The following is a 12,602-nucleotide window of genomic DNA, read 5'->3' as shown; positions in this document are numbered from 1 at the left end:
GGCAGCTCCTCAGCTCGTCTGCTTGCGCGGGTCCAGGGCGTCGCGCAGCCCGTCACCGAGCAGGTTGAACGACAGCGCGACGACGAGGATCACCAGCCCCGGGATGGTCGCGACGTGGAACTTGCCCTCCAGCAGCACCGAGGCGCCGTCGGAGGTCATGATCCCCCAGTCGGGGGTGGGCGGGACGATGCCGACGCCGAGGAAGCTCAGCCCGGCGGCGACGACGATCATCAGCCCGGCCAGCGTCGTGGCGTACACGAGCAGGCCGGAGACGACGTTGGGCAGCAGCTCGCGCAGCAGCACGTCCCGGGTGGGGGCACCGGAGGCGCGGGCCGCCTCGACGTAGTCCTTGCCCACCTCCTGGACCGTGGTCGTGTAGGCGACCCGGGCCATGTAGGGGACGAGCGTGATCCCGATGGCCAGCATGACGTTCCCCAGCCCGGCGCCGAGGACCGCGGCGAGGGCGATCGCGAGCAGGACCAGCGGGAAGGCGAAGAGGACGTCGAGGACCCGCATGATGACCTCGCCCGTCCGCCCGCGGGCGTACCCGGCGACCATCCCCGTCGCCAGGGCGAGCGGGAAGACGACGAGGACCGGGACCACGGCGACGAGCAGCGAGTACCGGCCGCCGTGCAGCAGCCGGGACAGGACGTCGCGCCCCTGCCCGTCCAGGCCCAGCGGGTGGCCGGGGGTTCCGATGCCCTCCAGCCGCAGCGTGGCGTCGCCGGCCGTGGGGCTGTGCGGGGCCAGCAGCGGCGCGAACACCGAGGCGAGGGCGACCACGGCGAGGACCGCGAGGGCGCCGACGGCGACGCGGTCCCGGCAGAACGCGCGGACGGCCAGCCGGAACCGCGACGGGCGGCCGGCGGGTCGGTGGTGCCCGCGCTGCCGCGGGAGCCGGCCGGTGACCGCGCCCGGCGCGTCCCCGGTGGTCGTCGCCGCGTCCGTCGCCGCGTTCGTCGCCGCGTTCGCCGGGCTCATGCGCGGGCCCCCCGCCGGCTGCGCGGGTCGAGCAGCCCGACGGTGACGTCCGCCACCAGGTTCACCAGCACGAAGGCCAGCGCCACGAACAGGGTCCCGGCCTGGACGACGGGCAGGTCCCGCTGCGTGATGGAGGTGTAGAGCTGCTGCCCGAGACCCGGCCAGCCGAACACGACTTCCACGAAGATCACTCCTCCCAGCAGGTAGCCGACCTGCAGGCCGACGACGTTGACGATGGGCGGCAGCGCGTTGCGCAGGCCGTGGCGCCACAGGATCGCCGTCTCGGACAACCCCGACGCGCGCAGCGTGCGGATGTAGTCCTGCTGCAGGACGTCCACGAAGACGCTGCGGACCATGCGGGCGATGACGGCCAGCGGGACGAGCGCCGCCGCCACCGCCGGCAGCACCAGGTGGTGGAGCATGTCCGGCACCCCACCGGGATTGCGGGTGTTGTACATCCCGGAGGTGGGGAACCACCCGGTCTGCAGGGCCAGGAGGCCGATCAGCACGAGGCCGAACCAGTACACCGGGACGCTGGCACCGGCGAGGGTGACGAACATCGCGACCCGGTCGAACAGACCGTACTGGAACCGGGCGGCGAGGACGCCCAGCGGGATCCCCACGACCAGGCAGACCACCAGTGCGGCACCGGTGAGGACGAGAGTGTTCTCGAACCGGGGCAGCAGCAGCGTCGTCACGTCCTGGTTGACGGTCAGGCTGCGCCCCAGGTCACCGGTGACCAGTCCGCCGAGGTAGTCCAGGAACTGCGCCGGCAGGGGCTTGTCCAGCCCGAGTTCGGCGCGCACCGCCGCGACGGACTCCTGCGTCGCGCCCGCGCCCAGGATGGTCCTGGCCGGATCACCGGGAACCAGCTGCAGCAGCAGGAACACGATGAGGCTGACGCCCAGCAGGATCAGCACCGTCGAGGCCAGCCGTCCGGCGACGGGCCGCCACGCGAGTGCCGTCACGAGCTCGCCAGCTTCACGCCGCGCAGGTCGTACCACTCCTCGCTCGCCGAGACGAACCCCTCGACGTAGTCGGCCAGGACGTAGGGCGCCTTGTCGTTCACGACGGGCGCCAGGGCGGCGTCCTCGGTGACGATGTCGTTGGCCTGCTTCCACAGGGTGTTGGCCGTCTCCTCGTCGGTCGCCGCGATGGCCTGGGCCATGACGTCGTCGAGGGCGGGGTTGGAGTAGTACCCGACGTTCGGGCCGTTGGGCGCCTGCAACGTGCTGGAGGTGACGATGTAGAGCCAGTACGGCGTGGTCATGCCCCAGGACATCTGCATCATGCCGGTGCCCGGCTGGGCGCCCTGGGCCCAGGTGCCGAGGTAGGAGATCCACTCGGAGGTCTGGATCTGGACGTCGATGCCGATCTCCGCGAGGTTCTGCTGGATGAACTCGGCCATCTGCGCGGGCACGATCTGACCGGACCCGTCGACCGAGGTGGTCAGCGTGGTCGAGAAGCCGCCGGACAGGCCCACCGAAGCGAGCAGCTCCTTGGCGCGAGCGACGTTGCGGGCGTACGTCTCCGTGCGCTCGACGTAGGCGTCGTTGGCAGGGGCCTGGACGTCGTACGCGGGGTTCACCGTGCCGGCCAGCAGGTTCTTCGCCATCCCTTCGCGGTCGATCGCGAGGTTGATGGCCTGCCGGACCTCCTTGACCCCGGTGTACTGGTCGGTCATGTTGAAGGACAGGTACCAGACGTGCGGGGGAACGCCCTCGGACAGCTGGAACCCCTCGCCGACCAGGCCCTGGACGCTGTCCGGGCTGGGCACGGCGATCATGTCGACGTCACCGCTGCGCAGCGCGGCGACGCGGGCCGAGGCGTCGGGGATCGGCCGGAACACGACCCCGTCGAGCTGGGGAACGGTGCCCCAGTAGTCGTCGTTGCGCACCAGCGCGATCCGCTCACCGCGGACCCGCTCGGAGAAGGAGAAGGGGCCCGTGCCGACGGGGTGGTCGGCGATGTCCTCGCCGAACTCCTCGATCGCCTGCGGGCTCATGATGCAGCAGGAGCCGTTGCCGCCCTGGGCGAGCATGCGCAGGAACGGGGAGAACGGCTGCGCCATGGTGATGACCACGGTCGACGCGTCCGGGGCCTGCACATCGGCGACGTTGCGCCAGATGAACACCGTCTGGCCGGCGGCCTTGGCCGAGTACTGCGGCGCGGTCTCGTCCCACATCCGGCGGATGTTGTAGACGACGGCCTCGGCGTCGAGCGCGCTGCCGTCGTGGAAGGTGACGCCCTGGCGGAGGCGGAACGTGTAGACGAGGCCGTCCGGGGAGACCTCCCACGACTCGGCGAGCCCGGGGACCAGCTCCGGGACCGGCGCCTGCGCCGACGGGGTCGTGAGGTCCTCGTCGACGAGGGACTCGAAGATCTGCCGGTTGATGCGGTAGGTGACCCAGCCGCCGGCCACCTGCGGGTCCAGGACGTCGGCCTCGCTCTCGATGCCGATGACCAGGGTCTGCTCCCCGCCCCCGGTGCCGCCGCCCTCGGCGTTGCCGCCGCACGCGGCCAGGCTCGGCAGCACCACCGCGCCGAGGCCGCCGGCCAGGACGGCGCGCCGGCCGACGGATGTGCCGGCGAGCTGTCGACGGGTCTCCCCGTACGGATCCGTGATCTGCACCATGCGCTCCTCGGCGTTTCTCTCCCCCGCGGAACCGGGCTCCGCGGGGGTGGCGGGGGTGGACTGCCGGGAACGTTAGGCACGGCGGGCGACCCGCTGAATACGTCGGTCGACGTATTTCGGAGGGCTGACCGGCGACGGAAACACCGGTGCCTCGCACCGGAAACCTCGGTGAAACACGACGGGCCCGTCGTGACCGCGGATACGTCGATCGACCGATGCCGTCCGGTGCCCGGGCCCTCGTAGCGTCCCGTCATCCGCACGCCCCGAGACGATCCGGAGACACGATGAGCAGATCCCTCGACGCCGCCACCTTCGCCGGCCTCGACTCCCTCACCGGCCTGGGCTTGCCTGCCGCGCGTTCGGAGGCGACGCTGGCCGCCTTCACCGCAGCCATGGTCACCCTCGCCCCGCTCGACGAGGTCGCCCTCGGCGAGACCCCGCCCGCCGCCGCCTTCTCCGCCACCTGGGAGTGACCGTGGAACCGTACGAGCTGACCCTCAGCGACGCCGCCACCGAGATTGCCACCGGGGCGCTGTCCCCGGTCGAGCTCACCGACTCGGTGCTCGCGCGCATCGACACGGTCGAAGGGGACCTGACCGCCTTCGTCACCGTCACCGAGGAGGTCGCACGGGCCCAGGCCGCAGTGGCCGCGGAGGAGATCGCCCGCGGGGCGTACCGGGGTCCGCTGCACGGCATCCCGATCGCGTTGAAGGACCTGTACGACACGGCCGGCATCCTCACGACCTCCAGCTCGCAGGTCCGTGCCCAGCACGTCCCCACCGCCGACAGCGCGGTGGCCGAACGCTTCGCGCAGGCCGGAGCGGTGCTGGTCGGCAAGACCCACACCCACGAGTTCGCCTACGGGGCGACCACGCCGACGACGCGCAACCCCTGGGACGTCGACCGGATCCCGGGCGGTTCGAGCGGGGGCTCGGGCGCAGCCGTCGCCGCGGGCGAGTGCATGGTCGGGATGGGCAGCGACACCGGCGGCTCGATCCGCATCCCGGCCGCGCTGTGCGGGGTGGTCGGCCTCAAGCCCACCTACGGGCGGGTCTCGCGCCGCGGGGTCGCCTCGCTGTCCTGGAGCCTGGACCACGTCGGGCCCCTGACGCGCACGGTCCGCGACGCCGCGCTGACCCTCAACGCCATCGCCGGGTACGACAGGGCAGACCCCGGGTCGGTCGACGTCCCGGTCGTCGACTTCACCCGCCGGATCGGCATGGACCTCACCGGTGTCCGCGTGGGGGTGCCCACCGACTACTTCACCGACCACCTGCAGGAGGAGGTCCGCGACTCCGTCGCCGCGGCGGTGGCCGCGCTCGGCGCCCTCGGAGCGACGCTGGTGCAGGTGGAGATCCCGATGGCCTCGCAGATCGCCGCGGTGGAGTGGGGGCTGATGCTGCCGGAGGCCACCGCCTACCACCAGGAGGCGCTGCGGGCGACGCCCGAGCTGTTCACCGAGGAGACGCGGGCCCTGCTCGAGGTCGGCGAGTTCGTCCTGGCGACCGACTACCTCAAGGCGCAACGGGTCCGCACGCTGGTGCAGGCGGCCTGGCGGGACCTCTTCAGCCGGATCGACGTCCTCGCGGCGCCCACGCTGACCTGCACCGCGACGCTCGCCGGCCAGACCGAGGTGGTGTGGCCGGACGGCTTGCGCGAGGCGCCGACGACGACGTACGTCCGGTTCTCCCAGCCGGCCAACGTCACCGGCCTGCCGTCCATCACCGTGCCCACCGGGCTCGACGCGGCGGGGCTGCCGATGGGCGTGCAGATCATGGGGCGGCCCTTCGAGGAGGACGTCGTCTGCGGGGTGGCGGCCGCCTACGAGGAGGTCTCCGGCTTCGCCGGCCGGCTCGCACCGCTGCACCGCGAGCTCACCGCGGTCTGAGCGGCGGGTCCCCGGTCGCGCGGGCGGCGCCCAGCCGCTCGCGCAGCCGGGCGATCGTGGCGACCGCCTGCTCCAGCGGTCCGGGGCGCGCGTGCAGGAACCCCTGCTGGGTCGGGGCCCCCATCGCCTGCAGCAGCCGCGCCTGCCCGGGCGTCTCGACGCCCTCGACGACCAGGCCCATGCCGGTCGTGGCGGCCAGCAGCACCAGTCCCTCGACGAGGGCGCGGGTGCGGCTGTCGGTCTCCAGGTCGCGCACGTAGGAGCGGTCGACCTTGAAGGCGGTGAACGGGCGGCGGCGCAGGTAGGCCAGCGTCGCGCAGCCGGTGCCGAAGTCGTCGACGGCCAGGTGCGCCCCGGTGGCCGCGAGGGCGTCGAGGGCGTCCTGGGTGCCGCGGTCCTCGGCGACGAGCATGCCCTCGGTCATCTCCAGCACCAGCGGGCAGCCGCCGAGCGCGGCGACGGCGGCGCGCACCGCGGGCAGCAGCAGCGGGTCCTCCAGCTGGGGGGCGGAGACGTTGACGGCGACGACGAGGTCGCGCCCGGCCGCGGCGGCCAGCGCGGGTGCGTCCCGCACGGCCCGGGCCAGCACCGCCCGGCCCAGCTCGGCGACCACCCCGTGCCGCTCGGCGAGGCCGATGAACTCGTCGGGGCCCACGAGGCGGCCGTCGCGCCGCCAGCGCACCAGGCACTCCACGCCGCTGACGACGCGGGAGTCGACGTCGACGCTGGGCTGGTAGTGCACCTCGACGCGGCCGTCGGGCCCGCCGGGGCCCGCGGGGTCCGCGGGGTCCGCGGCGAGCGCGCGCCGCAGCCGCCGGGCGGCGGCGCGCTCGGCCTCGCCGCGCAGGGCGGGCAGGGCGTCGAAGACCCGCACGCAGCCGCCGCCGGCGGCCTTGGCCTCGCCGGCGGCCTGCTCGGCGGCCAGCAGCAGCTCCTGCGGCGCGGCACCGGGCAGCGGGTGCGCGACGCCGATGCTCGCGGCGATCCGCACCGGCAGGGCACCGACGTCGTGGGGCTCGGCGAGCACGGCCAGCAGCCGCACGGCGACGTCCACGGCCGCCGCGGGGTCGGTGACGAGGACGGCGAACTCGTCGCCGCCGAGGCGGCCCACCTCGTCGCTGCCGCGCACGGCCCGGCGCAGCCGGCGGGCGACCTCGGCCAGGACGGCGTCGCCGGCGGCGCGCCCGTGCCCGGCGTTGAAGGCCCGGAAGCCGTCCAGGGCCACGTGCAGGAGCGCGACCTGCCGCTCCTCGCGGGCGGCGGTGCGCTGCGCGGCGTGCAGGAGGGCGGTGCAGGCGGCCGGGGTGGGCAGGCCGGTGACCGGGTCGGCCGCGACCACCGCGGCCAGCTGCTCGCGGGTCCGCTCGGCCCGCCGGCCGGCGTCCTCGGCGGCCGCGCGCCAGGCGCGCAGCTGCCGCCGCTCCCGGTGCAGCCGCCAGGCCAGCCAGCCGGCGGCGGCGGGAGCGGCCAGGGCGGACCCGGCGAGGAGCACGGCCGGGCGCACCCGGGGCCCCTCAGGCGCTCAGCGGTCGCGCGACGGGACCGGCGAGGACGTCGGCGATGTCCTCCAGGGCCCGCGGGCGGCAGTAGAGGTGGCCCTGGGCGAGCTGGCAGCCCATGGCGCGCAGGATCTCGGCCTGCTCCACGTGCTCGACGCCCTCGGCGACGACGGTCAGCCCCAGCGCCTGGCCCATCTTCACCATGCCCTCCACGAGGGCGCGGGCCGTGGGCTCGGTGGCGATGTCGCGCACGAAGCTGCGGTCGATCTTGAAGGAGGAGAACGGCCGGTGCCGCAGGTAGCCCAGGGAGGAGAAGCCGGTGCCGAAGTCGTCGATGGTCAGCTGGGCGCCGGTCTCGGCGAGGTCGCGCAGCCGGTCGGCGCTGCCGTCGTCGATCATGACGCTCTCGGTCATCTCCAGGTGCAGCCGGCAGCCGCTGGCGGCGGTCTGGCGCACCGCGGCGGCGACCCGCTCGGTGAAGTCCGGGTGGCGCAGCTGCACGGGCGAGACGTTGACCATGAGGTCCAGGCGGCGGCCGGCGTGCTGCTGGACGACGGCGGCGTCGCGGGCGACCTGGCGCATCACGGAGTCGCCGATGCCGATGACGGTGCCGGAGCGCTCGGCCAGGCCGATGAACTCCTCCGGGCCCACCAGCGGCTCCACCTCGCCGCCGCGGTCGCGGCGCCAGCGCACCAGCGCCTCCAGGCCCACGACCGGCGTGCCCGGGTCGTCGGACTGCAGGTCGACGATGGGCTGGTAGTGCACGACGAAGGCCTCGGCGGGCGCCTGCTGGAGGTCCTCGATGACCTGCAGGCGGGCGATCTCCTCCTCCAGCAGCTCGGGGCGGAACTCCACCCAGCGGTTCTTGCCGGTCGCCTTGGCCCGGTACATGGCGGTGTCGGCGTTGCGCAGCAGGGTGCCCACGTCGTCGCCGGGGCGGGCGCGCGAGAGGCCGATGCTGCCCTGCACGCGCAGGACGTGGCCGCGCATGCGGACCTCCACGCGCAGCGCGACGAGCACCCGCCGGCACAGCCCCTCCACGTCCAGGCACTCCGGCAGCAGCACGGCGAACTCGTCGCCGCCCAGGCGGGCGACGGTGCTGCCGCCGCGCAGGGTGTCGCGCAGGCGGGAACCCACCAGCCGCAGCAGCTCGTCGCCGGCCTCGTGGCCGAAGCGGTCGTTGACGCCCTTGAAGCCGTCGAGGTCGAGGTAGAGGACGACGAGGCGGTCCAGGCGCCCGGCCTCGCGGGCGCGCTCGAGCTCGGCGGCCAGCCGCTCGGAGAACTGCAGGCGGTTGGGCAGGCCGGTGACGACGTCGCGGCGGGCCAGGCCGTGCATCTCCTCGCTGGCGCTGACGCGGAAGAAGGCGGCCTCGCCGACGCTGGCGAGCGCCTCCAGGGCCTTCTCGTCGGCGGCGCGCTGGGCGGGCTGGCGGCGGCGGGGGGCGGTGATGTGCAGCACGACGCCGTCGCCGGCGACGACGGGCACGCCGATCTCGTCCTCGCCGGGGCCGACCGAGCGGACCATCGCCGCGGGGGTGCCCACGACCATCCGGGCGTGCTTCTGCAGGGCGCGCGCGAGGTCGGCGCGCCGGCCCTGGGTGTGCAGGGCGGTGGCGGCCTCGAACAGGGCCTCGCTGCGGCGGGCGACGTCGCGGGTGGTGCGCATGGCCCGGGTGGCGAGCATGGTGACGACCATCGGGATGACGAGCAGCAGCGCCGTCCACTGCGGGAGCTTCGCCTCCACGAGGCCGCCGAGGTAGCCCAGGCCGCCGACGGCGACGCTCGTGCCGACCGCCAGCCAGGCGCCGGAGTGCAGCAGCTCGGCGCGCACCGAGGTGCGCTCCTGCACCGCGACGGAGACGGCGGAGACGAGCACGTCGACGGCGAGGACGGCGACGACGGCGACGCCGACGGCGAGCACCTCGGGCACGCTCGGGCGCAGCCCGATGGCCCGCCAGCCCTCGGGGGTGGGCCCGGGTGTGCCGAGGGCGGTGAGCACGGCGAGCGCGACCGGCAGGAAGAGGACGCCGATGCTGGCGTTGTAGACGCGGCTGACCCAGCTCTTGCGCTGCAGCAGGTTGGTCGGCACGACGCACACGCACCAGGCGAGGGCGGCCACCGCCGGGCGGGCGAAGCACAGCAGGAAGACGAGGACGCCGATGTCGAACTGGACCTCGATGCCGGCGTGCCGGGTGTTCAGCTGGAAGGGGAAGCGGGTCAGCAGCTGCATCAGCGGGAAGCCGATGACCACGCTGACCAGCAGCTCCCGCCAGGCGTTCCCGTCCGCCTGGCCGGTGAACTGCGCGGCGGCCACGACGACGGTGACGAGCGCAGCGGCCGTCACCGCCCCGTCGTACAGCACGCTGGCGAGCGGACGACGCTCGCGAACGCCTCCGCTCATCGGCACCTCCCCCTGGATGTCCGGCACATCCTGACACTCCGAGACTGAGTGGTCACGCTCGATCAGGAGATTGAGGGTGACGTCGCTCGCTCGGAGCAGTGGCAGCCGAGTCCGTGACCAGCGATGACTTGCTCTCCGTCCACCGCCTGCGACACATCGTAGTTTCTAGAGGCCACTGCTCGACACCTACGCTGCGTGCGTGCCCGCCGCCCGCCGCCTGCTGCCCCTGCCCGTCCCCCGCGGCGAGGCGGTCCTCGGCCTGCTGCCCCTGCTCGCCACCGCCCTCGCCGGCCGCGCCGAGGCCGCCTGGCACCCGCACGCCGCCGACGAGGCCCCCCACCCCGCGCTGCGCACCGGCGCGGCGCTCGGGGACGGCGAGGACGACGAGGACGACCCGACGGCCTTCGTCGTGGCCACCTCCGGCTCGACCGGCACGCCCAAGGGCGCGCTGCTGCCCGCCGGGGCGCTGCGGGCCTCGGCCGCCGCCACCGCGCAGCGGCTCGGCGGTGCGCGGGACGGCGCGGTGGACGGTGCGGTGGACGGCGCGGCGGACGGCGCGGCGGACGGGGCGGCGGACGGCGCGGCGCGGGAGCAGTGGGTGCTGGCGCTGCCGGCCCACCACGTCGCCGGCCTGCAGGTCCTGCTGCGCTCGGTGCGGGCGGGCACCGAGCCCGTCGTCCTGCCCGCCGGCCCCTTCGAGGCCGCCGCCTTCGCCGCCGCCACCGCCGCCGCCACCGCTCCGCGCCTGCTGACCTCCCTGGTGCCCACCCAGCTGGTGCGCCTGCTCGACGCCGGCGGGGAGGCCGTCGACGCGCTGCGCGCCCACGCGGCCGTGCTCGTCGGCGCGGCGGCCACCCCTGCCCCGCTGCTGGCCCGCGCCCGCGCCGCCGGGGTGCGCGTCGTCACCACCTACGGCTCCTCGGAGACGTGCGGCGGCTGCGTCTACGACGGCGTCCCGCTGAGCGGGGTCGGGTGCAGCCTGGAGGACGAGCGGCTGGTGGTGACCGGGCCGGTCGTCGCCCGCGGCTACCGGGGGGCGCCCGGCCACCCCGCCTTCGGCACCGCACCCGGCCCGGGCGGCGCGGGTGCGCTGCGCCGCTTCCGCACCGACGACACCGCCGCCCTCGGCCCCGGCCCCGGCGGCGCGCCGGTGCGCGTGCTCGGCCGGGTCGACGACCTCGTGAGCACCGGCGGGCTGAAGGTGGCGCCAGCCCTCGTCGAGGAGGCCGTCGCGAGCCTGCCGGGCGTCGCCGAGGTCGCCGTCGTCGGCGTCGACGACCCGCAGTGGGGTCAGCGCGTGGTGGCCGCCGTCGTCCCCGCGGGCCCGCGCGCGCCGACGCTGGAGCAGGTGCGCGCGCACGTCGGCGCCCTGCTCGCCCGGCACGCCGCTCCCCGCCAGCTGCTCGTGCTCGACGCGCTGCCGCTGCGCGGACCCGGCAAGCCGGACCGGGCGCGGCTGCGCGCGCTCGCCGAGGGGGTGCCGCCCGCGCGGTGAGCGCGCGCGGTGAGCGCGCGCGGTGAGAAGATGGGGCATGGTGCGAGTGCTGCCGACCCTGCTGCTGCTCGCGTTCACGGTCTACTGCCTGGTGAGCGTGGTCCAGTCCCCCGACGACGAGGTGCGCAGCCTGCCGAAGTGGGCGTGGATCCTGCTGGTCCTCTTCTTCCCGCTCGCCGGCGGCCTGGCCTACGTCATCGCCGGCCGCCCGTTGGGCGCCGGTGCCCGGGGCGCCGGCCGCGGTCCCGGTGGCCGGCCCCGCCCGCAGACCCCCCGCGGTCCCGACGACGACGACGACTTCCTGCGCGGCCTGTGACCCCCCTCCCGCGGCCGCGCACCGGCGGGGTTGGCACGATGGACGCTCGTGTCCGACCCCGCTGAACGCCCCGCCGACCGCCCCGCCGACCGCCCCGCCGACCCGCTGCTGCTGCCCTCCTCCCCGCCGCCGGGACGGCGCGCGACGCCCCGGCAGTGGGTGTCCGCCGCCCGCCCCCGCACGCTGCCGGCGGCGATCACCCCGGTGCTCGTGGGCACCGGCTCGGCGGCCGCGCTCGACGGCGTCTCCTGGGTCGCGGCGGTGCTCGCGCTGCTCGTCTCGCTGGCCCTGCAGGTGGGCGTCAACTACGCCAACGACTACTCCGACGGCATCCGCGGCACCGACGCCGACCGCGTCGGCCCCTTCCGCCTCGTCGGCTCCGGCGCGGCCGAACCGCGGCACGTGCGCGACGCCGCCTTCGCCTGCTTCACCGCGGCGGCGCTGGCCGGGCTGGTCGTCGTGGCGCTGTCCGGGGCGTGGTGGCTGCTGCTCGTCGGCGCGGCCGCGGTCGCGGCGGCCTGGTGCTACACGGGCGGGAAGCGGCCCTACGGCTACGCCGGCCTCGGCGAGGTCTTCGTCTTCGTCTTCTTCGGCCTGGTCGCCGTGATGGGCACCACCTACGTGCAGGCCGGCCGCGTCGACGGCACCTCGGTGGCGGGCGCCTTCAGCGTGGGCTTCCTGGCCTGCGCGATCCTCGTGGCCAACAACCTGCGCGACGTGCCGACCGACGCGCTCGCCGGCAAGCGCACCCTGGCGGTGCGCCTGGGCGAGCGCCGGACGCGGTGGCTGTTCGCCGCCCTGCTCGCCGGCGCCTTCACCGCGGCCCTGGCCCCGGCCCCGCGGCACCCGTGGGTGCTGCTCGTGCTGCTCGCCGGCGTCCTGGCCCGGCGGCCGCTGCGCACGGTCCTGGGCGGCGCCACCGGCCGCGACCTCGTCCCCGTGCTCAAGGACACCGGGCAGCTGGAGCTGGTGGCGGGGGCGCTGCTGGCGCTCGGACTGGCGCTCTGAGCGGCCAGGCGACAGAGTGCCGCCCATGGGGAACGTGGACGTGAGCGCCGACGGTGAGCACCGCTACGCGGCGGTCCTGACGACGGCCGGCGGCCGGCGCACCGAGCACGTCGTGGTCTCCGACCCGGTGCTGCTGGAGCGCCTGCAGGTCACCGACACCGAGGAGCCCTTCCTCGTGCGGCGAGTGCTGGAGCTGCTGGTCGGGGCGGCCGACTCGGCCGAGGCCGACGGGGACCGGCCGGCCGTGCCGGGCGTCATCGACCTCACCGCGCTCGACCGCGAGCGCCCCGAGCTGCTGCCGAGCGTCGCGCTGCACTGAGCCGCGCCGCACCGCGCGCCGCGCGCCGGGGCCCCGCGGGGCCCCGCCCCCCCCCCCC

Annotated in this window: 11 protein-coding genes; 6 read left to right on the top strand and 5 right to left on the bottom strand. The window is 75.4% G+C overall.

Going from position 1 to position 12,602, the window contains the following annotated elements; genetic code table 11:
* Positions 1-9: 9 nt before the first annotated feature.
* From ACRYM2_RS11065 to ACRYM2_RS11055, 3 genes are read right to left on the bottom strand one after another with little or no spacing between them, the layout of a single operon-like run.
* Positions 10-981, bottom strand: coding sequence for an ABC transporter permease (locus ACRYM2_RS11065; RefSeq protein ID WP_432522310.1), 972 nt, complete (start codon positions 979-981; stop codon positions 10-12).
* On the bottom strand, positions 978-1,949 hold the full coding sequence (locus ACRYM2_RS11060) for an ABC transporter permease (protein WP_432522308.1): 972 nt from the start codon (positions 1,947-1,949) through the stop codon (positions 978-980). The genes ACRYM2_RS11065 and ACRYM2_RS11060 overlap by 4 nt, the downstream gene beginning before the upstream one ends.
* Complete coding sequence (locus ACRYM2_RS11055; RefSeq protein WP_432522306.1) at positions 1,946-3,613, bottom strand: ABC transporter substrate-binding protein; 1,668 nt, start codon at positions 3,611-3,613, stop codon at positions 1,946-1,948. Before ACRYM2_RS11055 ends, ACRYM2_RS11060 begins: the two co-directional genes overlap by 4 nt.
* Positions 3,614-3,900: 287 nt before the next feature.
* On the opposite strand from ACRYM2_RS11055, the gene ACRYM2_RS11050 reads away from it, so the two are divergent.
* Positions 3,901-4,089, top strand: a complete 189-nt coding sequence (locus tag ACRYM2_RS11050; RefSeq protein WP_432522304.1) for a hypothetical protein — start codon at positions 3,901-3,903, stop codon at positions 4,087-4,089.
* Between the two features lie 2 nt (positions 4,090-4,091).
* Positions 4,092-5,504, top strand: a complete 1,413-nt coding sequence (locus ACRYM2_RS11045) for an amidase (RefSeq protein ID WP_432522302.1) — start codon at positions 4,092-4,094, stop codon at positions 5,502-5,504.
* Here ACRYM2_RS11045 and ACRYM2_RS11040 read toward each other — a convergent pair.
* Together ACRYM2_RS11040 and ACRYM2_RS11035 are read right to left on the bottom strand one after the other, a co-directional pair.
* A complete protein-coding gene (locus ACRYM2_RS11040; protein ID WP_432522301.1) occupies positions 5,491-7,008 on the bottom strand; it encodes an EAL domain-containing protein in 1,518 nt (505 codons plus the stop codon). The genes ACRYM2_RS11045 and ACRYM2_RS11040 overlap by 14 nt on opposite strands.
* Positions 7,009-7,018: 10 nt before the next feature.
* Positions 7,019-9,406 carry a putative bifunctional diguanylate cyclase/phosphodiesterase gene (locus ACRYM2_RS11035; RefSeq protein ID WP_432522299.1) on the bottom strand — a complete coding sequence of 796 codons (2,388 nt, stop codon included), beginning with the start codon at positions 9,404-9,406 and terminating at the stop codon, positions 7,019-7,021.
* Between the two features lie 199 nt (positions 9,407-9,605).
* On the opposite strand from ACRYM2_RS11035, the gene ACRYM2_RS11030 reads away from it, so the two are divergent.
* From ACRYM2_RS11030 to ACRYM2_RS11015, 4 genes are all read left to right on the top strand, one after another.
* Positions 9,606-10,901, top strand: a complete 1,296-nt coding sequence (locus ACRYM2_RS11030) for an AMP-binding protein (RefSeq protein WP_432522297.1) — start codon at positions 9,606-9,608, stop codon at positions 10,899-10,901.
* Positions 10,902-10,938: 37 nt separating this feature from the next.
* Positions 10,939-11,217, top strand: a complete 279-nt coding sequence (locus ACRYM2_RS11025; protein WP_432522295.1) for a PLD nuclease N-terminal domain-containing protein — start codon at positions 10,939-10,941, stop codon at positions 11,215-11,217.
* A gap of 111 nt (positions 11,218-11,328) precedes the next feature.
* Positions 11,329-12,225: a 1,4-dihydroxy-2-naphthoate polyprenyltransferase gene (locus tag ACRYM2_RS11020; protein ID WP_432522370.1), complete on the top strand. Its 897-nt coding sequence runs from the start codon at positions 11,329-11,331 to the stop codon at positions 12,223-12,225.
* 25 nt (positions 12,226-12,250) lie between these two features.
* Positions 12,251-12,544 carry a hypothetical protein gene (locus ACRYM2_RS11015; protein ID WP_432522293.1) on the top strand — a complete coding sequence of 98 codons (294 nt, stop codon included), beginning with the start codon at positions 12,251-12,253 and terminating at the stop codon, positions 12,542-12,544.
* Positions 12,545-12,602: the final 58 nt, after the last annotated feature.

The organism is Kineococcus aridisoli (assembly GCF_050871885.1).
Classification (GTDB): Bacteria; Actinomycetota; Actinomycetes; order Actinomycetales; family Kineococcaceae; genus Kineococcus.
This window is presented reverse-complemented; position numbering and strand designations above follow the sequence as displayed.